Genomic DNA, 21354 nt, shown 5'->3' with positions numbered 1-21354 from the left:
TGAAACGAGCATGGTTGTTGGGTCTAGTGAAAGGTGGAACATACTCGGCTTTCACTGCGGTTGCGCCTGTGGCCGATACCAGAAGCTAACCCAAAAATGGCCCTCGAAATTCTCCGGTACGGGATTCCTGACTAACAATTTCAGGCGATGCCGTATATGATTGGCGCAGAGGTATTGGGATTTTTTAGCCCGACGAAACGACCTCTCGTCAAATTTCGACGACTTACATTTTTATGAAAATTCAATTTCTAGGAGATGCATTATGACACGTCTAACATCCCTTCAAGTTTTCCTCACGGATCGCGATGCGAAAACCGTTACCAAGGCCAGTGTGACACTCACTGGAAGAGAAGATGAGCAGGGCCTCAAGCTGAATGCGCATGGCGCGTTCGAGGCACCAAAAATCAAACCGGGAACCTACACGCTAACGGTGAAACCCGAAGTGTCGACTTTGGAACCTGTCAGCCGCGAGGTTCATCTGACGCCGGGGCCGAATTCAGCTGTCGTATCGTTAGGCCGCAAAAACGACCCACATTATCCTTCTGCTGATGGTCCCATGCACTTTCGCGGCAGGCAGGATGCGGTCCTTGCGACGGTTCGTATGGGTGAAGAAAGCAAGTTTGAAGTCGATGAGCTGCTGGAAGAAGCCGGACTTAAACGCCTTGATCTCAAGATGACGGACAGCGCTGATCAACCATTGGACAGCGATTTTGTTCTGATCGAAACGCCCGATGGCATCGATAACGCGACCCAAGCGCTCAGCGGTTTTGCCCGCCTCGCGGCCCGTCGCGATGCAAATGTGATCTTTGGTGCCGTAATCGAACGCGGCAAGGAAAACCCCCTGCAGGGTTTGACGAATGAAATGGTTGTCCGTTTTGGCGGTGATGTCGGCGATGATGTGGCCAAGAAAATTCTGCGTGAATTTGGCCTGCGTATTCAGCGAACGGTCGATTATGCAGGCAATGCTTACATGGTCGAACGTGCCGGGCTACCTGACTATGACTTGCTTGAGCTGGCCGAAAAGCTCAACAATATGAAAGAGGTAGACTACGCGGAACCACAGATCCTGTACGTCATCGAAAACGATGCCTTTACGCCGAACGACACGCTATATGGCCTGCAGGACCACCTGCCGTTGATCAATGCGGATGAAGCGTGGGACACCATGGACGACATCGATGTCAATCTGCGTGGCGGTAGCCCGGACATTTGTATCGCTGTTTTTGATGTGAACGGTGTCACCCCGAACCACCCTGATTTGACGGCGAACCTGACGGACGGGGCATCCAAAATGCTCACCTCCTTCAATTTCAACAATCTGACGACGCAAACCGTGGCTGGGCTGAGTGGGTCGCATGGTACGCAGACTTCTGGAACCGCAACGGCGGCGTTTAGCAACAATCTTGGTGTCGCGGGGGTTGCCCCGAATTGTCGCCTCATCGGGGGCAGGATCGCGAACCCGGCGACAGGGATTGAAATGGCGGATGCGTTTATCTGGTCTGCTGGGTTCAACACCGGAAACACCAACGTGGCGTTTCCGGCAGTCCCAACGCAGCCCGCTGACGTCATTGCCAATTCCTGGGGCGTCACCAACGGTGCTTTGTCTAACGCGCTGCGCGACTGCTTTGATTTTCTGACCGTTTATGGTCGCAATGGCCGCGGTTGTGTTGTGACTTTTTCGACCGGCAACCTGGGCTACGTGCAGTTCACCAATGTTCGCCGCTTTGCGTCTTATGAACGGACGGTTGCGGTTGGGGCAAGTATCGGTGCCAATCCAACAAATCCCACCAACAGCAGCGGCCCGGATCCCAGCGGGAACACCACCAATATTGCCGCGATCACCGATCAACGCGCGCTTTATAACCCGTTTGGACCTGAGATGGACATCGTTGCGCCGTCTCATACCGCCTATGATGGCGGCTTGGTGGACCCGACGACAACAACCGTCAATGTCGGCACAGGTGCGCTGAACGGCGCTGTGCCACCGGCAATTGCGAATGACTATAGCACCAACTTTGGCGGCACCAGTCATGCCTCACCTACCATTGCAGGCACCGCAGCGCTTGTTCTATCGATGGATCCGTCACTGAATTGGATCCAAGTGCGCAATATCCTGCGGACAACTGCGGTGCGTATCCATGCCGGCAATACTGATCCAACCGGGAGCTACGTCGACAATGATGGCGACGGTGTTGCTGAGTTTTCACAGTGGTATGGCTATGGCCGTGTCAATGTTGATGCAGCCGTTATTGCAGCCCGCGACGGCGCGTTTGCGTCCGATGTGGTGGTGCGTGAAAACCAGAGCGACACGGGCGCTGTTCCATCGCCAGGCTGGCATGCACATAGTCCCGACATCTGGGTTCGGGCGACAAACGATCCGATCCCTGCGCTGGCCTACAATGCCAACCCACCGCATCAAAACGCGGTCCGGGGCCAAGACAACTATGTCTTTGCGCGGGTCAGGAACACCGGCGTTGCCACAGCGACAGAAGTCTATGTGCGTGGCATGATCTGCCACTACGCCGGGTTTGAATTCCGCTATCCTCAGGAATTCATTCCCTCCATTCGTCCCGGCGACCCTATCCCAAACCCATTGGTGCCTGGCACCTATCTGATTGACGAAATTCGGGTGGATGATCTGCTGCCCGGCGAAGATCGCATTGTCAAAATGACGTGGCCAGAAGCCCTTATCCCGCCTGCAAGCGTTATGGTGAGTGGGTCGACCGTAAATTGGCATCCGTGCCTATTGCTTGAGGCGTCACCACATGATGGCCCCGTCGCCGCCAGCGGCAGTGCGATCGATATTCGGCGGTTCAACAACATCTGCCAGCGGAATATCACCATCGACGATGCAACCGATTCATCGTCTGACCTGACGGGGATCATCGGTGGTTTCATGTCCGGTGGACGCACGCGGTCGCTTGTTGTGGATGCAAGCAGGTTCCGTCAAAACGAACGGATCATACTGTGCCTTGGTGACGAAAAGCTGATGGCGCAATTGCTTAGAACCGTCAAAGAAGGTGCGGTGAAGTCTGATCTGCCACCGCTTGGCGCCGTAGAAGAAGCGCCTGACAAGCCGGAAATCAAGGCTCTCGGACGTGAATTTCTGGGCGGCATTACGTTCCGTTCCGAAGCATTGATGGAGTTGGAGCTTGTCGATAATCGCCGTCTGGAAATGCTTGTCTCACCCAGCACGCGCTTTCGGCTTCGTGATCAGTTTGAACGGCCACGCAGCGCCGCTACGATCTCGAAGTACAAGGGCAAAGAGGTTGTGGTGTTGCGCGGCGGTTCTGTCTACGAATTGCCTGTCTCGGCCGGCGAACGTCAATTGTTTCCGTTAATGATCGGATCGCCCGAGGCGCGCGGTTCTGGCGCGGAACTGCGGATCACGCAACGCCGCAGCGACGGCGAACTGGCTGCCGGATACGCAATCCAGTACTAGTCGATATCCAAGAATGGCAGCTGCAACTTAGCTTGCAGCTGCCATTATCACTGTCTCCTTACCAGTCCACGTTGTTAAGAAATCGGTATGTTTCCTGTTAGAAGAGGATTCTGCTGAAATTTTCTGTGATGCAACTGAACCACCGGCTTTGTTCTCCGGATGTGAAAGAGCCAATTCTCAATTTCTGTGCACACAATGAAAGCCTAGAGTGACACCCATATCGTGGTATTGGAAAGTGCTTTTGGAATGACTGCTGCGACCAGAACACTGCACGGCGCATCGCCACTCGAAGTGAAAAGAGCGCAGCACATCTGCATTGGAAAACAGTCACCATCCAATATGGACGAACCGGTTTGGGCACTGGTCGCGTGAACCTGCCCGTAACGCGTGCCAGCAGATCGAACCCATCAGATCACTGAAAATGGCAGGTCGCGGTGCCACTGATACCTTTCAAAAAGAGGACCGCTAAGGGACTTTATTGGACGTGCTGTGGTTTTGCTTCTGTTCTTGCGCGACAAGATCGTATCGCGCTCAGCAGGAGCAACGGCGGCTTGGGCCATACGCGCGGCACCAAGGCAGGCGGAGATATCGCCTTGTTCGGGGATGCTGATCTCCGTGTCGAAAAGAGTCGCGATCAACGAGACCCAAAATACTGAGCGCGTACCTCCCCCAACGGCGGCAAGGGTATCCATCGGAACGTTGGCCGCCTTTTGAGCGCTGTATGCCGCGTAGAATTGCATCGCTACACCCTCGAGGATGGCATAGGCCACGTCTGCGGCATCGTGCCCCGCTGTAAGCCCACCGAGAAAGGCTTGCGCGTCCGGTCTGTTGTCTGGCGTGCGCACGCCAGTGACCGATGGACGCGAAATCGGCAGATCCCCGATCCCTTCTGCCGCGCGGGCCTCGGCCAATGTGGCCAGATCTGGGGCTGACACGGATGTCAGGCGGCTCAACCAATCCAGCGATTGCGTGGCTGACATCACCACCCCCATCGACAAGAAAAGGCCCGGTGCCGCATGAGGGGTTGTCAGGACGGCTTGTTCGGGTGCCGGATGGAAGTCGTTGTCTGCGGCGCATAAGACACCCGATGTCCCGATGCTGAGTGCCGCACGCCCGGACACCGCCGCCCCCACACCAAGGGCCGCTGCATAATTGTCCCCGCTGCCAGCCGCGACCAAAACAACATTTGGCGTCTTCCAGCGTTTACACAGGTCTGGTTTTAGCTGCCCAGCCACATCGCAGGACTGTAACAAGGGCGGCAGGCGCGCACGGTCCCAACCTGCGGCGGCGAGCAGTTCGTCATCCCAGTCGCACGTGGCGCAATCCAGGAGCATCGTCCCGGACGCATCGCTGTATTCCGTTGCTCTTTCGCCGGTCAGCTGCAGGGCAACATAGTCTTTCGGCAGCATCAGCACATCTGCGCGGTCCAAGACCTCGGGCATATGCTTGGCCAGCCAAAGCAGCTTCGGTGCGCCAAGGCCGGGGTCCGGATGCCCATTTGTACGCCAGCCGATATCCGGTACTTTCGCCAACAAGTCGGCGCATTCCAGAATGGAGCGTTGATCGTTCCACAGAATGCAAGGCGTGGTCGGTCGGTTCGCCTTGTCCAGCAGCACTGGCCCCAGCATATGACCCGATAGGGAAATCCCTGTGAGACGGTGCATCAGGTCCGGGTGGGTCGCAGCCAACTCATCAAAGATGTCGCGACTGAGGGTCCACCATTGGTCGGGGTCCTGCTGGCTCCACCCGGCTTGGGGAATATCAACGGGGGAAGGTCGCGCAGCAGAAGCGAGGCAGACGCCATCCTCGTCCACCAGCGCGATCTTGATCCCCGACGTGCCGAGGTCGATACCAGCGAAGATCATGCAGATGCCACAAGCAAGCCGCGTGCCGTATGCTCGTCCGTCACGAGGTGATTGACACAGCCACGCAGCAATATGGCGCGCATGATTGGTACTTTCTCTGCACCGCCGGCGGCAACGATTACGTTCGACAAATCATCCAGGTCCGTCAGCTTGATCCCCAGCACGCGGTCGTTGATTTCATGGTGAATCAAGCCACCATCTGCACGCAGAAAATACCCCATGATGTCACCGACAGCGCCCGCCTGCACCAGATCACTGGTTTTGATATCCTGCGGTAGACCATCCGCCAACAAAAGCGAGTTCTTCATGTCGCCCGCAGCCAGGGCCAGACCGTCAGCCGCGCGGATCTTTTCGATCGACCCTTTGAATTCCTGTTGCTGCTCCAGGATTTCGCGGGAGGCCATGCTGGAGGCATAAACAGGTGCGGTGAAATAGCTGTGCTGTGCGTTGCATAGATCTGCCAAGCGGGTCGTGATTTCGTAGCTGTTGACGTCTGACCCTTTGGTAAGCCCGCCCATCACCGATGTGATCTCAAGGTCAGGACGGTTCATCGGCTCCATATACCGGGTCGCCATGTTCAGCGTGTTACCCCAGGACATACCAAACAGTTTAATCTCAGGACGTTCGAGCAGGCGGTTGAGAAACTGGCCCAGGGCCGCGCCCAATACTGTATAAAGCTTGAAATCTTCGCCGCCCACCGGGGCCACAGTCGCAGTGTCCAGACCGAACCGGTCGCGCAACTGCTCTTCCAGTTCGATGCAGGGCCCAAAGGAGGAGTTGATTGTCACCCGCACGATGCCGCGCTCGCGCGCCTCAGCCAGCGATTTATTGACCCGCAACCGCGTTACGCCGAACTGTTCGGCCGCCTGCGCTTGGGTCATGCCCTGAACCTCACAGGCCCATGCCAGCCGCACCAGAAGCTGTTCATTTGCGTCGAGAATCTCAGTCTTTGTTTGGCGCGACATCTTCGGTGATCCTTACTTGACGGCCCCCATGGTTAAGCCGCGCACAAGCTGTTTTGACGCCAGCAAGGCAAAGATCAAGACCGGAATGACGATCAGCGTCGAGGTCGCCATTATCTTCCCGTAGGGCAGGTTGTACCCCTCCATGAAGCTGACAGCCATGGCAGGTGCGGTCTTCGCCTCGGACCGGGTGAGGATCAGGCCGAACATCAGTTCATTCCAAGAGAAGATGAACGCAAAGATCGACGACACTGCAACCCCTGGCATCGCCAGCGGCAGGCAGATCTTTGTCATGATGGTGAATTGTGAAGCCCCCTCTAGTCGAGCGGCTTCGTCCAAGTCGTAAGGAATACCGCGGAACTGATCGGTGACGATCCAGATCACGATGGGCAGATTGAACGTCAGATAGATCAGGATCAGCGTGATGTGTTTGTCGAGCATGCCAAGATTGCGGGCTATCAGGAAGAATGGCAGTGCCAGCACAATGGGCGACACCATGCGGTTCGTGATGAACCAAAACCACAAATCCTTTTTCCCCCGAAACTCAAACCGCGCGAGCGCGAAAGCCGCCGGGACGCCCAATATGACCGCGAGCATGGTGGTGCAAACGGCGATCACCAACGAATTGATGAGTGTGCGGAGCACCCCGTCTTCAAACAGGGCCTCGCGGTAGTTTTGGAGCGTCGGTTCAAAAATCCACGCTGGCGGGGCTTGGAGGGCGACGATGTGGGTCTTCAGTGAGGTGGTCACCATCCAGTAGAATGGAAATACACAGATCAGCAGGATGAGACAGAGCAGGATGATCTGCCCCCAAAGCGGTCTTTGTACGCGGGCCGTCATCTCAAACCTCCTTGTAAAAGACGCGGATATAGATTTGCGCCAAGAAGATTGTGATGATCAGAAGAATGATAGCTTGGGCAGACGCCAAACCCTGGTCAAAGCCGCGAAAACCGACACGTTGGATCATGAGTGAAATGAACTCGGTCGACGCCCCGGGCCCGCCGCGTGTCAGCGTGAACACCATATCGAAGAGTTTCAGCGTGTCCGCCGTGCGCAGGATCAGCACGGCCACAAGGCCGGGTAACAGGAAGGGCAATTGCACAAACCGCAGCACCGTCCAGCGGCTTTTCGTTTCTAGCCTCGCGGCCTCTTCAACCTCATCCGGTACCATCGTCAGGCCCGCCAGCAGGACAAGCGCCACGAAGGGCGTCCATTGCCAGACATCCCAGAAGATAATCATGGCGAAGGCGTTGGTGCTGTCGCCGATCCAGTTGATATCAGCCCCGCCCATCAGTTGGTTCACGACCCCGAATTTCTGGTTGAACATGACCTGACCCAGCAAACCCACAACCGCATAAGTGGTGGCCATAGGTAAAACGAGGCTGAGCCGGGCCAGCGTTTTGAGCACGGTCAGGCCTGGTTGATGGAGTACCAATGCGATCACCATCCCAAGCCCGATCTGCAGGGGAAGTGCGGTGCCCAGAAGGAAGAACGTCCGCCCCATAGCTTGCCAAAAGACTTCGTCTGTGAGGACATCCCAGTAATTCTCGAGGCCAATAAATTTGACCTTCTTCAGCTTCGTCAAATTGAAGAAATGCAACGAGGTCCAGCCCGCATAAAGCAACGGCACGATGCCAATAGCGGCAAGTGCCACGACGGCCGGCCCGATGAATGCAAAGATTGTCCGTCGTGAGACCTTGTCGCGCATAGGTGCCCCTCCCGGCCAGATAGGTCATGTCCGGGGCCGCGCAGAACGGCCCCGGACAGGTTGAGTGGCTCTCGCTTACTGTGCGAGTGGTTTTTCGCCGGAATAATAGCCTGCTTCTTCCAAAACAGCTTCCATCCGTTCGCCGATTTCCATTGCACCTTCTTCGGTGGTGACTTCACCCAACATCATCTTGGTGCCCCACTCTTGCACAATCTCGGTGATTTCAGGCCATTCCGCAAAGCGCGGGCGGAATTCTGGCACGCCGTCCTGCCAGCTTTCTACCAGTGCAGGCACGAACTTGAAGTCTTCAAGGCCATCTTCCATGTAGACCGACTGCCGGGCGGGCACGCCGCCACGCTCAAGATATTCGCGTGCGTTTGCTTTGGATGTAGCCCATTGGATGAACAGATAAGCGGCTGCCTGTTCGGCTTCATCTGCCTGGCTGGCAACGGCCATGGAGAACCCGCCAAGGGCCGGCTTGCGGCCCGCAGGGCCAGTTGGCTCCGGTGCAATCTCAACGCAATCCGCGACCGCAGATGTGTCAGGCGATACGACCGTGGAGTAGAACGCGGACCACTCAGTAATCATCGCGATATCCCCTTGCGCGAAACCGTTCACGGTTTCAGCGTGGTCATATGCGACAATGCCGTCCGGCATGTATTGCATCAGATCCTGACGGAATTGCAGCCCGGCCTGGCTTTCTTCGCTGAGCAGGTTGGACTTGAAGTCAGCGTCGAGGAAAGACCCACCGAAGGGCCAGATCATGCGCGCGAAACTATCGGCCGACTGTGTCTCGTTCCGCTTGGATTGCAAGGCGTACGCGTATTTTCCGTCCCCTGTCAGGGCGGGTCCATAGACGTCTTTCAGGTCAGCCCATGTTTCTGGCGGCCCATCGAAACCTGCGTCTTCCAGCATGCACCGATTGTAGAACAGCAGGCCGGAGTAGTTGTCGACAGGCAAGCCATAAATGGTGTCGTTCCAGCCGCCAAAAGCGTTCAGCACCAGCGGGAAAAAGTCATCGATGTCCAGTTCGGGATCAACGGTGTCAGGAAACTTCGCCTGTACATCCGCCAAGGGCAGAATCCAGTCATTTTCCGCGAAATTGCCGATCCAGACCAGATCGATCAGGGCAACGTCAAGGTCTCCTCCCGCGACGAAGTCACGAACCTGTTCGCCCAATGCGTTCTCATATGGATGCTTGATGATGTTGATCTTGATGCCAGTTTCTTCCTCAAAGGCCGGCAGCATCGCTTCGATCGCTTCATAGCCTGGCCGCAATAGGAAAACGACGTCCACAGTTGTCCCGGCATATGGTGCAGCGGCGTCCTTCAAGCTCCATCCGTGACCATCAGCCAGCGCTCCTGTCGCCAGCGTCGCGGTCAGCGCCGTAGATGCCAAAAATGTCCTCAATTTCATGGTGACCTCCCTGTTCAGAAGCGGTTGACATACTTTTGCTTCCTGCTGCATACAAATGTAAATATCGGGTGTGTGTCAAACAGAAAGTGACGCAGCATCGTGTCGGGCCGAAAGTGGCTGCATAGAAGGATTATGGGCTTGGCCACTGTAGAACTTGAAAAAATCAATAAGTATTACAGTGCCTTGCATGCGTTGAAGGACGTGTCTCTATCTGTGGCAGATGGCGCGTTCGTCGTCTTTGTTGGACCCTCAGGCTGCGGCAAGTCCACCCTGCTGCGCACCATAGCGGGTCTCGAATCGGTGAGTGACGGGACGATTAAAATCGACGGAAAGGACGTCACTGATCTTGAACCCGCGGACCGCGATCTGTCGATGGTCTTCCAGTCTTACGCGCTTTATCCGCATATGACGGTACGCGCGAACATGGAGTTCGGCATGAAGGTCAACGGCCTTCCCGCAGCCGAACGCAAGACCCGTATTGAAGAGGCCGCCCGCATTCTGCAGCTGTCTGAATTGCTTGATCGAAAGCCGGGGCAGTTGTCTGGCGGCCAGCGACAGCGGGTGGCGATTGGTCGTTCCATCGTGAAAAACCCCAAGGTGTTTTTGTTCGATGAGCCGCTTTCCAACCTAGATGCCAAACTGAGGGTGCAGATGCGCATTGAGCTTGAGGCGCTGCACAAGGAGCTTGAGGCGACCATGATCTACGTGACGCATGATCAGGTTGAGGCGATGACCATGGCCGACCAAATTGTTGTGCTGAACGCGGGTCGGATTGAACAGGTCGGATCGCCCATGGAGCTTTATCACACCCCCGCCTCAGAATTCGTTGCAGGGTTCATCGGATCACCTGCAATGAACATTTTCCCAATTGGCCAGGGTTTGGGCGGTGCAGGTGACGCGCCTGCAGATGCAGTCAAGGTCGGCATCCGGCCAGAACATATTCAGCTTGGCGACACCGGGATTCCCGGCACGATCCGAGTGAAGGAGAAGCTGGGGAGCGAGAGCTACCTTTATGTGATGACCCAGAACAACACGCAGATTGTCGTGAAGACCGATGGCGAGGACATGTTGAATGCCGGGGATCATGTTCACATGACATTCCGCGAGAGCCGCCTGCACCATTTTGACGCCCACGGACGCACCCTGAGATGAGGAACTGCCCATGACCACATGGACGTCCCAGATGGACAGTTTGATCGCGCCCGCCGTCGCGCGCTCAGAAGTGACAGATGAAGTTGTGGTGGGCGCAGGCACATTGGATCAATCAGGCGCACTGGTCCGACGGATGACCGCGATGCCGCGCGTTCTTGTTTGCGCCGATGAAGCGGGGTTTGAGGCCGCTGGCCGCCCTGTTGTCAGGTCACTTGAGGCCACGGGGTTCGCGGTTCAAACGCACGTCTTGCCGGTTACGCCCTTGCCGAAAGCCTCCGTGGAGGAGGCCGAGCCATTTCGGGCGATGCTTGCCGATGACCCCGATCTTTTCCCGGTCTCCGTCGGGTCCGGTGTAATCAACGATTTGGTCAAATACGCCGCCTACCGGTCAGACCGCCGCTATGTGTCGGTCGCAACTGCGGCCTCCATGGACGGCTATACCAGCGCCGGGTCGCCTTTGGCGGAGAACGGGTTCAAAGTGACGATCCCAACCCGCCCGCCAATTGCCATGCTTGCGGATCTCGACATCATCGCCACCGCCCCTGCTGACATGAACGGCTGGGGGTATGGCGATCTTGCGGGCAAGGTTCCAGCAGGCGGTGATTGGATTTTGGCAGACGCCTTGGGGATCGAGCCCATTGATGACGTCGCCTGGCCGTTGGTGCAGGATCATCTCTCAGGTTGGTTGAGCGGGCCTGACGGTGTCAAATCCGGCGACCGCGACAGCGTTGCGCGCCTGTTTACCGGTCTTACGGCGGTAGGGTTTGCGATGGAGGCGCATGGAAGCTCCCGCCCGGCATCTGGGGCCGATCACCAGATCGCGCATATGTGGGAGATGGAGGGGCACAGCCATCAAGGCCAGAAGGTCAGCCACGGAGCCGCCGTTTCCGTCGGTTGCGTTGTGTCGCTCGCCCTCTTCGATTGGTTGTTGGAGCATGATCTGGGCGCGCTCAACATCGAAGGCGTTCTGAGCCGAGCCCCTGATCTCGCGACCCGCGAGGCGCACCTTTCGGAAGCAATCGCGGATCCTAAAATCGCCGAGAAAGCAAAGGCGGAGCTTGCCGCGAAACATGCGTCACGGGATGTTCACGCAGCAAGGCTGAAAACACTGCGCCATAGCTGGCCGTCCTTGCGGGATCGACTGTCTGCCCACCTGTACCGCCACGACACAATGGCCGAGATGCTGCAACGGGCTGGTGCGCCAGCCTACGCCGCGCAGATTGGCGTTTCACCTGACCATTTGCGCGCCACCATGCAGGCCGCTGCATTCATTCGCCGCCGCTATACGATTTTTGATCTGTTGCACGACATTGGGCAGACCGAGGCAGCCTTTGCTGCAGTCTTGCCGAGTTTGACAACAGGTGATTTGGTGGCTGATCTATGAACTTGAAGACCACAGCCGCCACCGCCATTGCCGAAGTTGGGGCTGTGCTGGATCGCGCCATCCCGCAGCAGGTCGTAGGGATGGCTGTGCCCATCCTGGCGGCGAAACGGATCGCATTGTACGGGGTCGGGCGCGAAGGGTTGATGATGAAATCCCTCGCGATGCGGTTGTTTCATCTGGGCTTAGACGCCCATGTTGTAGGCGATATGACAACACCACCCCTGGGGCACGGAGATTTGCTTATTGTAAGCGCGGGTCCGGGTGGGTTTTCGACTGTCGATGGGCTGATCGGCGTTGCCAAGGCAGCCGACGCGGCCACCATGTGCGTCACGGCAACCCCGGGCGGAACGGCCCCGCTTTCCGTTGATCACATCGTGCATCTGGACGCGCAGACCATGGCGAACGACCGGACCAGCCAGCAATCCGTTTTGCCGATGGGATCCCTTTTTGAGGCCGCGCAATTCCTGTTTTTTGAAATGGTCATCCTGCATCTGCGGGACAACCTGGACCTGAGCGCGGATGCAATGCGCGGCAACCACACGAATCTGGAGTAGCCGATGACGTGGCAGGACAGGTTTTCGATTGCGGGGAAGGTTGCATTGGTGACTGGGGCCTCGTCCGGAATCGGGGCTGAGATTGCGCGCGTTTTCTCGCAAGCTGGTGCCAAGGTCATTGCGACTGGGCAATCTGTTGAGCGTTTGGATGCGCTTGCAATAGAAACCGGCTGCGCCACGATACCGGCCGATATCGCCACGGTCGAGCAATGCAACACCCTGATCGCCAAAGCGCACGCATTGCATGATACTGTCGATATTCTGGTCAATTCGGCGGGTATCGCCGTGGTTGGACCGGTCCTTGATTTCGATCCGGCAGATTGGGATCGCACCATGGCCATCAACCTGCGCGCCCCTTTCCTTTTGTCCAAGGGGGTCGCCCCCGGCATGATTGCGGCAGGTGCGGGCAAGATCATTAATATCTCGTCCCAGACCGGGGTTATCGCGCTGCCTGATCATGCAGCCTATGCATCGTCCAAGGGCGGATTAAACGCACTGACCAAGTCCCTGATGACGGAGCTTGCCCCGCACAACATTCAAGTCAACGCGATATGCCCAACCGTGGTTATGACCGACATGGGCCGTGAGATCTGGAGCCCGCCCCAAAAATCCGGTCCGATGATCGCGGCGACACCTCTGGGCCGCTTTGGCGAACCGGTCGAGATCGCCGACATGGCGCTTTACCTCGCCTCACCTGCGTCTGATCTGGTCAATGGCGCGCTGATGATGATTGAAGGCGGATATTCGAGCGTATGAAGGGTTTTGGCGTACATACCAGCATGTGGACCATGACGTGGGACGCCGCAGGGGCGAGCCGGGCGATTTCAGCCGCGAAGGCATCCGGTATGGACTTTATTGAAATAGCCTTGCTTGATCCGGCCTCAACCGATGCAGCACTTGGGCGCGACCTGCTCGAAAAGGCTGAACTGCCTGCTGTTTGCTCTCTCGGTCTGCCGCAAGAGGTTTGGGCCTCACACAATCCGACAGGCGCCATCGACTTCCTCAAACTCGCGATCAAGAAAGCCGCGGGTTTGGGAGCCGAAGCACTAAGCGGTGTCACCTACGGCGGCATCGGGGAGCGTTCAGGAAGCCCGCCGACCGTTCAAGAATTGGACAATGTGGCCACCGTGCTTGAGGCAGCTGCAAAATACGCAAAGGACCACGGGTTGGCCTTTGGCATTGAACCGGTCAATCGCTATGAGACCCACCTGATCAATACAGCGGCGCAGGGGGTCACGATGATTGAGCGGATCGGTGCGCCGAATATGTTCCTGCACCTCGACACATACCACATGAATATCGAGGAGAAGGGCGCGGGCAACGGCATCATCGCTGGGCGCGCGCACCTGAAGTACATCCACTTGTCTGAGTCCGACCGCGGGACGCCTGGACAGGGTACATGTGACTGGGACGAGATTTTCGCCACGCTTGCCGCGATCAATTTCAAAGGCGGCCTTGCCATGGAAAGCTTCATCAATATGCCGCCAGAGATCGGTTATGGGCTTTCTGTTTGGCGGCCTGTTGCTGAAAGCGCGGACGCCGTGATTGGTCAAGGTCTGCCGTTTTTGCGCGGCAAGGCGCAGCAATACGGTTTGATCTGAATGAGCTATAACGAAATCTGGGATACGCAAGACGCCTTTGATCGATATGAAGCCATCCGGCACCGCATGCCACGTGCCGCATTTCCTTCCGGGACAACGCAGTGTTCCGGCCTCCTGGAGATTGCGGATATGTTTGACGCCTTCGTGCTGGACAGCTTTGGCGTGCTGAACGTCGGCGAGGCGGCGATCCCCGGCGCGGTCGCCTGCCTGGAGCAGCTCCGCGCGCGCGGCAAACATCTGATAGTTCTCACCAATGCCGCAAGCTACACTCGTGAGACGGCGGTGCGGCGCTATCGCGCCCTCGGCTTCGATTTCGCCCCTGACGAGGTGGTTTCAAGCCGCGACGTTGCTGCGTCTCGTCTGAAAGAGGTTCTTCCGGTTGGCAGTTGGGGGGCAATCGCCGCACCAGAAGATCGGTTCACGGACATCCCGGCAAAAGTCGAACATTGGTCCGGTCAGGAGGTTGACGGCTTTCTCTTTCTCTCAAGCGCCGCATTAGATGCAGACTTACTCGCCTCCGTCAGCACCGCAATAAGGCATCGCAAACGGCCCGTTGTGGTTGCCAATCCAGACCTCGTTGCGCCGCGAGAAACGGGGCTGAGTAAAGAGCCGGGGTACTACGCCCACCAATTGGCTGATGACCTCACTATCGCGCCCGTGTATTTTGGAAAGCCTTACACCAACGCGTTTGAAGACGCCAAAAGCCGCCTTACCGGGATCCACCCGCAGCGCATCGCAATGGTCGGCGATACACTGCATACTGACATTCTGGGCGGTGCGGTTGCTGGGTTCAAGACCGTCTTGGTGCGTGACCACGGCCTGTTTGCCGGTCACGCGACAGAGACATTCATCAGCAGATCAGGTATTGTCCCTGATTTTTCGTGCGCAGGCATCTGACTTTGAGGCGCATGACCATAGGAATGGCCAAGTGAGTGGGAGCCCATTTACTGAGCACCGTGTCGAGTCGCTGGAACGAATACCGTGTCTCAAACATCAGATGCAGGGCCGCTTTGGACAACTTGCAGTCGTTAAGACGAACTGCAGCATTGGTCAAAGTGGGCACGAAGCCCCTCCACGTCAATCCACAAGCTAACTTCGCGCCTCACGTTCCATCCGGGCGGCCCAACCCTCTGCCAGATCAGCAAGGATGACTTTGAATTGCCGCCTGGCGGCCAATTTGAACAAGGTTCGAACCAAGACGTTCCCCTTGGGCGTGGCCTTGATATCAATTGTGAACTTTGCCCCGGTGCTGTTTTGCTCAACCGACCACGCGCCATGCAGATCGGATACGGGATAGGGGTAATCCTCGGCCTCGGTATGAACACGGAATCCATACACGCGCCCTTCCTTAAAAAGATTGCAAGTTTCCAGCCAGTTTTCGCCCTTGGGGCCATAGCAGACACGCTGCATTCCCATACCGTTACCCTTTATGACCTCAACTTTTGAGAGATTTTCGGCGACGTCCGCATAGCCCGGATGATCATTCATCACCTTCCAAACGACGTCCGCTGGCGCCTTGACCACTCGGCTCACCTTGGCACGGATTTGCCCGCCGGAGGTTGTGACCGAAGCGTCGCTCAGGCCCGGGACGATCTTGCGCGCGCCGACCAACTGCCCAATGGCAAATATGGCCACAATACCAGCAACCAGAACGATCGCAGTCTTTCCAAAAACCGTAAAAAACGCGCCGTAGATGATCAACACGACGGCGCTGGCCAAAACCCATCCAAAGTCCAGTGCTGAAATGACAGCAACCTGCCCCTTCGTCAAAAATCGGTTTCTTCTCATCAGCAGCAGACACACCCCAAAGAGCGCCAGGCCCAACCCCAATACACGCAACGAGGTGATGTGCCACCCCGAGGACTGAGCAAACAGAAGTTCGGCGGCATAGCCCGGTGCAATCAGCAAGTCGGCACCTATCAAAATTGAGAATATCGAGTTGAGCCCGAGGAAAGCACGGGCGATTTTTGAGGTATCCATGGTACGACCTTTCTCGTCAGTGGGTGTGCGCTGACAAACCTGATCATTGTGCAATGCGGTTCAATTACGTCGCAGGTAATCGACCTGCCTGTCTGCCTCTGGCATGCTTGGGTATGAGCCATGATCAGACCATAAGTGCACCGGCATTTCCGGGTTTCTTAAGAAGCTGGCGACAACGGCGCAGATTGAGCCAACTTGAGCTTTCATTGCAGTCTGGAATGTCACAGCGACACATCAGTTTTCTCGAAACCGGGCGGTCCAATCCAAGCCGCTTTGCCATCGCGCAGCTTGCCGACACGCTTGAGATGCCTGCCGCCGAGGTCGACGCAATGCTCTTGTCTGCCGGTTTTGCGGCACGGTCGTCGCGGAACGGTTGGGATGATGACGCTCAGAAAGCCGTAGACATGTCGATCGACCACGTTCTGCAAGGTCATGCGCCTTACCCGGCCGTGTCGATTGACCGGATTTGGAACCTGGTCAAAGCCAATGAGCCAGCCCAAAGGTTCTTTGCGCTCATCGGGGGGCGGGGCGATCCCAATCTATTGCGAGAGATTCTGGCACCGGGAAACGTCCGCGACTGCATCGTGAACTGGGACGAGACGGCGCGGGCCCTCTTGCGGATGCTCGAACTGGAAGCGGCTCGCCGTCCTCATGACACAGAGGCCCATGCGTTACAGGCCGAGCTCAGGGCTATCGAGGGTGTGCAGCCGCTGTTGGATACACCGGCATCACGACCAAATGCGCCCGTGCTCACGATCAAGTTTCAAATCGACAATTACGTTTTGGAGCTGTTCTCTCTCATAGCAACGATTGGCATGAGTGCCGACGCAACCCTTGACGATCTGCGTATCGAGACTTTGCTACCAGCCAACGATGCGACCCGAGCCTGGTTCGAGAAGGGTTTTTAGATGATCGTTTTCCCGATGATGCAGCAGCAGACCTTGGACAAGTGATCGACACCTGCGCCCAAAGCCGCTGGTCCGAGCATCGGAGATTCCGTGTGAAGGCAGTCAATCTGTCAGCCGGACGTCATGCCGTGCACAACCGGTTCGGTTCGTCCCATTCTGCACAGGTCGCAAATCCGAACAGCCTCGGTGATCCCCATCATGGCAAGGGCCCGGAAATCGGGCAGATCGAACGGGTCCGCGCTGCTGTAGTCCACCTCGTAGCCAAGATCCTCGAACGAGGCGACCGACAGCCGACTGAGCGGGCGTTCGCTGCCTGACAGGAACCCGGTCAACAGCTCGTCACCGAACACCAACTCTCGCCAATGGCTTTCGCGGGTGCCCGCGCCACCCGTGTTTGAAACAGGGACGGCACTGCCGCCCTGCGGATCAAGGGCCGCAAATTCCCTTGCGGATGAGGCACCGATAAACCGGGGGTCCATTGTCCCCGTTCCTTGGAGCAGATTTTTTCTGCTCCATAGCGTTCCAAAGCCCAGAACGTGGGCCATTTCATGGAGTATGACATCTTCGAAACGTCCTCCGGCCTCAAGGGTGGCGACATCGGCCCGGTCAAACTCCATGATCCCGGCAAGGGGCAATTCATTGCCCTGCCGCAAGATGGTCGGGCCCGCCTGACCCAGAACGCCGTTTGCGCCGTCGATGGGTTGGATCGACACGTCAATGCGCACGCCAGTTAAGATGTCGCCGTCGATGTCGATCGGATCGAAGCCGGTATTCACAACCTGATCCCAACGCTGTGCGGATCGTTCGAAAACGGCCTGCCTTTCACCGGTGACATCCCCATCAAACTTGAGTTCGATCATGGTCTCATCCGTTTTGTTTCGCGCAACGCCACTTTGACAGAAAACAGGGTGTACACACCACCGTTGAAGGCATGCTTGGCACGCGGCAGCCGAAAGTGCGAACGAATGCCAGCCGGTTCTTGCCGTCTTGCACAAATTGCGTCTCGGCAGCCCGAAATGGTCTTGGCGGGTATGTTGATTTTCGTGCGGGGTGCGCGGCGCTTTGAACGCGTCTGCGCCGCGCGTACCGAAGCTGGGCGTACCGAAGCTGGGCGTAGAGGGCGACTGTACCGATTTGCCCGGGCTTGGTCGTGATCACACGATTGCACATCGTGCGTATTGGGTCAGGTTTCGGTGGGAATTCGCGCAAACGTATAGCCCTTGCCTTTGGTTCTTGCTCTGGTTGAATTAGAGGCAAAGAATTGAACCACTCGAACATGTGAAAGGCGCGTCTGGCGCGCCAGTCGGCTTCTTGGCAACACCATGAGGTGCTACATGCCTGTTTTCTTAACGATCACGGACTCTGACATCACCAATGCCGCTTTCTGGACGGCCTTGGACATTGGCCAGGACAGCACGATCGACGCGTCGGGCATCAGCAGCACAATCAACATCACCCTGACGGATAGCTCAATCAGCTTCGAAGACACAGCGTCCGGCATCACCACCACCTATGCCGACTCTGACCTCACGTCCGGATCATTCAGCCAGTTCGTGGAGTTTGTCGGCAATGATGGTGACAGCGATGCCAGCGGCTCAGTTGGGCTGAACGCGTCGGGCTACACCGGTGGCAGCGGCGATGACATCTTCACGGATGACGGCAGTCTTGGTGGAGGCATGCGCGGGGGAGAAGGTAACGACACCCTGATAGGCGGTGTCGGAAGCAATAACATTGATGGTGGCGAAGGTGACGACGTGCTGTCGGGCGGGGGCGGCAACAACAACCTCAGCGGGGGCGAAGGGAACGACACGCTTTTTGGCGAGGATGGAAGCGGGAACCTGAACGGTGGCGAGGGTGACGACGTTATCTTTGCCGGTTTGAACACCACCTTTGTCGAAGGCGGGAGCGGCACAGATTCGATGATTCTACCCGAAGGGTCGACATTCACGCCGTTCTTTCCCGGATCAGCAGGCGGCAATGTCACGCTGCCCAATGGGCGCAGCTTTGTCTATCTGAACATCGGGAGTGTCACGGTTGCCTGCTTTGCCGCAGGCACGCCGATCAGGACGCCCAATGGTGATGTGCCTGTCGAGCATCTGACGGTGGGGGACTGCGTCATGACACTGGATCGCGGGTCGCAACCGATCAAATGGCTTGGACAGCGGACGGTCAACGGGCTTGGCTCAAACGCACCGATACATTTCCGGCCCGGCAGTATCGGAAACAGCCAGGCACTGAGGCTGTCGCCCCAGCATCGCGTGCTTTTGTCCGGCTGGAAATGCGAGTTGCTGTTTCACTCGCGCGAGGTTTTGTGCGCGGCGAAGCACTTGTGTGATGGCGACCAGATTTTCCGGGAACCCTGCGCCACGGTGACGTATGTCCATTTCATGTTCGAGCAGCATGAAATTGTGTTTTCCGGCAATGCCTTGTTGGAGAGCTTTTTTGTCGGTGATCACATCACCGATGCTGAAAGAGGCTGCCACGCAGAGCTTGTTGACCTTTTCCCGGAACTGGCACGCCACGGCCCTGATACGATGCTCTCCGTGCGCCCCTGTTTGAAGGCATTTGAAGGTTCCTTGCTGATGTAGGTTTTTGTGTGTGGAAGCGCCGCACGGCGGCAGCACGCTTGCTGTTGTTCGCTCCCCGGCATTGTCCAATTTCCATGCCGTTCTAGGTTTTTTTAAAACCTAGGGGAGATGAGAAATGCGCAAGTGGATGATGGGAATGGTTTTTGCCGTTGGCCTGGCCGGGGCTGCAATGGCGCAGGGAACCGAGATCGAGGGGGTTATTTCCGACCAGATCGAAGCCTTCAAAGCGGATGATTTCGCACAGGCCTTCACCTTTGCCGCGCCGTCGATCCGGGGCATTTTCCGCACGCCAGAGAATTTCGGCCGCATGGTGACACAAGGCTATCCCATGGTGTGGCGCCCGGCTGATGTGACCTATCTGGATCTGCGCGAAGAGGCTGGCGGGTACATACAGACGGTCCGGATTGAGGATGCGGACGGCGTGACGCATTTTCTGGCCTACAGCATGGTCGAAACAGCGGATGGCTGGAAGATCAGCGGTGTTCAGCTTTTGGATGCGCCTGGCGTGAGCGCGTGACATCGGGCCTCACCGTGGGTGCGATCAGGGTTTTTAGGCCATTTGCTCAATCTTGACCTGTCCGTCCCAAAAGCTGCGGTGATACTTGAAATCGCCCTCATCATATGATAAGTATTAATGTATCTTTTGAGGATACCAATATGATCCATGCCGCGCAACATGTTGAGCACCCGCAAATCATCGCCCCGCTGAGCGACCCGCAGCGGATTGCCACGGTGGTCAAAGCCATCGTGCGGGTTGCAGAGGCGTGGTCCCTGACCAATGCCGAAGCGGCCGCCTTGTTTGATGTGCCCACGGCCACGTGGAGCCGGATGAAAGCGGGAGCCTTCAAGGGCAATCTTGATCAGGACAAGATGATGCGCGCGAGCCTGTTGATCGGCATTTTCAAGGGACTGCGCCTGCTGTTCAACGGACCGTTAGAGGCGGGTTGGCCAAAGCAGCCAAACGCCGGTCTGGCCTTTGCCGGACAGGCCCCGATTGACCGGATGATCGCTGGGGGCATCCCCGCGATGATGTCTGTTCGACGCCACATCGATGCGCTGCGGGGCGGCGTGTGAGCGATGTGTCTGACATTCAGGTGCGCCCCTTTGTCGAAGCCACAACAACGCGCCTGATCTCGACCGCGTATATCAATGAACCTGCACTGGCCCCGTTGGCCGATGACGAGGATGATCTTGCCTTTCTTGCAGAGCTGGAGGGCTGCTCGTCCTCACGCCGCGGCTTACCCGGGTTCATTCCGGCAGGCGTTCACCCGGACGAGTTGGTGACAGAGCATCACGGCTATGGCTGGACCTATATCAACGCTGCCTTTTGTTACACGCGCGAGACCGGAAACCGTTTCAGCGGACCGGAGCGCGGCGCATGGTATGCGACATGGGGCCCGGATCGGGTTGAAACGGCGCAGTCTGAGGTCGGATGGCATCTGACGCAGGAGCTGCACGCCACAGGTGTCTACGACAATGTGACGGCGTATCGGGAACTGAACGCGTCCTTCGCCACCGAGTTTCATGATCTGAACCGGGCCAATCTGGAGACCGAACTGCACCCCGATCCCATTGTCGGGTATCCAGCGGGCCAGCGCTTGGCTGCTCGGTACATGACTGCCGGATCAAACGGTTTTCTGTTTCCGTCGGTTCGGCGATCCGGTGGCGCGTGCCTTGCCGCATTTCGCCCACATATGATCCAGAATGTCCGGCAGGGGGACACTTGGGTGTTTACTTGGTCAGGACAGCCCGAGCCAGACATTTCCGCCGGTGTCTCGTAGCATCGCCTAAGCA

General features: G+C 57.3%; 19 protein-coding genes. 12 read left to right on the top strand and 7 right to left on the bottom strand.

Translation table 11 applies throughout. The features are described from left to right. The first annotated feature begins 262 nt into the window (after positions 1-262). The gene (locus AC53L6_RS08415; RefSeq protein ID WP_496907520.1) at positions 263-3442 is read left to right on the top strand and encodes a S8 family serine peptidase; all 3180 of its coding nucleotides are present in this window, start codon (positions 263-265) and stop codon (positions 3440-3442) included. Positions 3443-3849: 407 nt separating this feature from the next. Here AC53L6_RS08415 and xylB read toward each other — a convergent pair whose 3' ends face one another. The 5 genes from xylB to AC53L6_RS08390 form a co-directional block, all read right to left on the bottom strand. Further along, positions 3850-5307, bottom strand: a complete 1458-nt coding sequence (gene xylB / locus AC53L6_RS08410) for a xylulokinase (protein ID WP_496907519.1) — start codon at positions 5305-5307, stop codon at positions 3850-3852. After that, the gene (locus AC53L6_RS08405) at positions 5304-6272 is read right to left on the bottom strand and encodes a sugar-binding transcriptional regulator (RefSeq protein ID WP_496907518.1); all 969 of its coding nucleotides are present in this window, start codon (positions 6270-6272) and stop codon (positions 5304-5306) included. The genes xylB and AC53L6_RS08405 overlap by 4 nt, the downstream gene beginning before the upstream one ends. Positions 6273-6284: 12 nt before the next feature. Next, entirely contained in the window at positions 6285-7109 is an 825-nt protein-coding gene (locus AC53L6_RS08400; protein WP_299205870.1) for a carbohydrate ABC transporter permease, read from the bottom strand. A gap of 1 nt (position 7110) precedes the next feature. Next, entirely contained in the window at positions 7111-7977 is an 867-nt protein-coding gene (locus tag AC53L6_RS08395) for a carbohydrate ABC transporter permease (RefSeq protein WP_299602077.1), read from the bottom strand. 75 nt (positions 7978-8052) lie between these two features. Continuing rightward, complete coding sequence (locus AC53L6_RS08390) at positions 8053-9393, bottom strand: ABC transporter substrate-binding protein (protein ID WP_496907517.1); 1341 nt, start codon at positions 9391-9393, stop codon at positions 8053-8055. A gap of 138 nt (positions 9394-9531) precedes the next feature. Here AC53L6_RS08390 and AC53L6_RS08385 point away from each other — a divergent pair, with 138 nt between their 5' ends. The 6 genes from AC53L6_RS08385 to AC53L6_RS08360 are packed head-to-tail and all read left to right on the top strand — an operon-like array spanning position 9532 to position 14981. Beyond that, positions 9532-10545 (top strand): ABC transporter ATP-binding protein, encoded by a 1014-nt coding sequence (locus tag AC53L6_RS08385; protein WP_496907516.1) that lies wholly within the window; start codon positions 9532-9534, stop codon positions 10543-10545. Positions 10546-10555: 10 nt separating this feature from the next. Continuing rightward, positions 10556-11929: a sn-glycerol-1-phosphate dehydrogenase gene (locus AC53L6_RS08380; RefSeq protein ID WP_496907515.1), complete on the top strand. Its 1374-nt coding sequence runs from the start codon at positions 10556-10558 to the stop codon at positions 11927-11929. Continuing rightward, entirely contained in the window at positions 11926-12483 is a 558-nt protein-coding gene (locus tag AC53L6_RS08375; protein ID WP_299704321.1) for a phosphoheptose isomerase family protein, read from the top strand. Before AC53L6_RS08380 ends, AC53L6_RS08375 begins: the two co-directional genes overlap by 4 nt. 3 nt (positions 12484-12486) lie before the next feature. Next, positions 12487-13239: an SDR family NAD(P)-dependent oxidoreductase gene (locus AC53L6_RS08370; protein WP_299704324.1), complete on the top strand. Its 753-nt coding sequence runs from the start codon at positions 12487-12489 to the stop codon at positions 13237-13239. Between the two features lie 32 nt (positions 13240-13271). Continuing rightward, positions 13272-14084 carry a sugar phosphate isomerase/epimerase family protein gene (locus AC53L6_RS08365; protein ID WP_299205899.1) on the top strand — a complete coding sequence of 271 codons (813 nt, stop codon included), beginning with the start codon at positions 13272-13274 and terminating at the stop codon, positions 14082-14084. Next, on the top strand, positions 14085-14981 hold the full coding sequence (locus tag AC53L6_RS08360) for an HAD-IIA family hydrolase (protein WP_299745789.1): 897 nt from the start codon (positions 14085-14087) through the stop codon (positions 14979-14981). Between the two features lie 192 nt (positions 14982-15173). On the opposite strand, the gene AC53L6_RS08355 is transcribed toward AC53L6_RS08360, so the two are convergent. Next, positions 15174-16064 (bottom strand): SRPBCC family protein, encoded by an 891-nt coding sequence (locus AC53L6_RS08355; protein ID WP_496907514.1) that lies wholly within the window; start codon positions 16062-16064, stop codon positions 15174-15176. 53 nt (positions 16065-16117) lie between these two features. On the opposite strand from AC53L6_RS08355, the gene AC53L6_RS08350 reads away from it, so the two are divergent. After that, a complete protein-coding gene (locus tag AC53L6_RS08350; protein WP_496907513.1) occupies positions 16118-16972 on the top strand; it encodes a helix-turn-helix domain-containing protein in 855 nt (284 codons plus the stop codon). Between the two features lie 110 nt (positions 16973-17082). Here AC53L6_RS08350 and AC53L6_RS08345 read toward each other — a convergent pair whose 3' ends face one another. After that, positions 17083-17832 (bottom strand): leishmanolysin-related zinc metalloendopeptidase, encoded by a 750-nt coding sequence (locus AC53L6_RS08345; protein ID WP_496907512.1) that lies wholly within the window; start codon positions 17830-17832, stop codon positions 17083-17085. Positions 17833-18306: 474 nt separating this feature from the next. On the opposite strand from AC53L6_RS08345, the gene AC53L6_RS08340 reads away from it, so the two are divergent. From AC53L6_RS08340 to AC53L6_RS08325, 4 genes are all read left to right on the top strand, one after another. Further along, on the top strand, positions 18307-19560 hold the full coding sequence (locus AC53L6_RS08340; protein ID WP_496907511.1) for a Hint domain-containing protein: 1254 nt from the start codon (positions 18307-18309) through the stop codon (positions 19558-19560). Positions 19561-19675: 115 nt separating this feature from the next. After that, a complete protein-coding gene (locus AC53L6_RS08335) occupies positions 19676-20077 on the top strand; it encodes a DUF4864 domain-containing protein (RefSeq protein ID WP_496907510.1) in 402 nt (133 codons plus the stop codon). Positions 20078-20217: 140 nt separating this feature from the next. Continuing rightward, the gene (locus AC53L6_RS08330) at positions 20218-20634 is read left to right on the top strand and encodes an antitoxin Xre-like helix-turn-helix domain-containing protein (protein WP_299602038.1); all 417 of its coding nucleotides are present in this window, start codon (positions 20218-20220) and stop codon (positions 20632-20634) included. Further along, positions 20631-21341, top strand: coding sequence for an RES family NAD+ phosphorylase (locus tag AC53L6_RS08325; protein WP_496907509.1), 711 nt, complete (start codon positions 20631-20633; stop codon positions 21339-21341). The genes AC53L6_RS08330 and AC53L6_RS08325 overlap by 4 nt, the downstream gene beginning before the upstream one ends. Positions 21342-21354 lie beyond the last annotated feature (13 nt).

Source organism: Tateyamaria sp. LSS28, from assembly GCF_059611725.1.
Note: the sequence above shows the minus strand (reverse complement) of the source record. Positions and strands in the feature narration are given on the sequence as shown.

Bases quoted from the DNA above. Each gene is read 5' to 3' on its own strand.
- AC53L6_RS08415 (WP_496907520.1), top strand. From the start codon at position 263: ATGACACGTCTAACATCCCTTCAAGTTTTCCTCACGGATCGCGATGCG.
- xylB (WP_496907519.1), bottom strand. From the start codon at position 5,307: ATGATCTTCGCTGGTATCGACCTCGGCACGTCGGGGATCAAGATCGCG.
- AC53L6_RS08405 (WP_496907518.1), bottom strand. From the start codon at position 6,272: ATGTCGCGCCAAACAAAGACTGAGATTCTCGACGCAAATGAACAGCTT.
- AC53L6_RS08400 (WP_299205870.1), bottom strand. From the start codon at position 7,109: ATGACGGCCCGCGTACAAAGACCGCTTTGGGGGCAGATCATCCTGCTC.
- AC53L6_RS08395 (WP_299602077.1), bottom strand. From the start codon at position 7,977: ATGCGCGACAAGGTCTCACGACGGACAATCTTTGCATTCATCGGGCCG.
- AC53L6_RS08390 (WP_496907517.1), bottom strand. From the start codon at position 9,393: ATGAAATTGAGGACATTTTTGGCATCTACGGCGCTGACCGCGACGCTG.
- AC53L6_RS08380 (WP_496907515.1), top strand. From the start codon at position 10,556: ATGACCACATGGACGTCCCAGATGGACAGTTTGATCGCGCCCGCCGTC.
- AC53L6_RS08375 (WP_299704321.1), top strand. From the start codon at position 11,926: ATGAACTTGAAGACCACAGCCGCCACCGCCATTGCCGAAGTTGGGGCT.
- AC53L6_RS08370 (WP_299704324.1), top strand. From the start codon at position 12,487: ATGACGTGGCAGGACAGGTTTTCGATTGCGGGGAAGGTTGCATTGGTG.
- AC53L6_RS08365 (WP_299205899.1), top strand. From the start codon at position 13,272: ATGACGTGGGACGCCGCAGGGGCGAGCCGGGCGATTTCAGCCGCGAAG.
- AC53L6_RS08360 (WP_299745789.1), top strand. From the start codon at position 14,085: ATGAGCTATAACGAAATCTGGGATACGCAAGACGCCTTTGATCGATAT.
- AC53L6_RS08355 (WP_496907514.1), bottom strand. From the start codon at position 16,064: ATGGATACCTCAAAAATCGCCCGTGCTTTCCTCGGGCTCAACTCGATA.
- AC53L6_RS08350 (WP_496907513.1), top strand. From the start codon at position 16,118: ATGCGGTTCAATTACGTCGCAGGTAATCGACCTGCCTGTCTGCCTCTG.
- AC53L6_RS08345 (WP_496907512.1), bottom strand. From the start codon at position 17,832: ATGATCGAACTCAAGTTTGATGGGGATGTCACCGGTGAAAGGCAGGCC.
- AC53L6_RS08340 (WP_496907511.1), top strand. From the start codon at position 18,307: ATGCCTGTTTTCTTAACGATCACGGACTCTGACATCACCAATGCCGCT.
- AC53L6_RS08335 (WP_496907510.1), top strand. From the start codon at position 19,676: ATGCGCAAGTGGATGATGGGAATGGTTTTTGCCGTTGGCCTGGCCGGG.
- AC53L6_RS08330 (WP_299602038.1), top strand. From the start codon at position 20,218: ATGATCCATGCCGCGCAACATGTTGAGCACCCGCAAATCATCGCCCCG.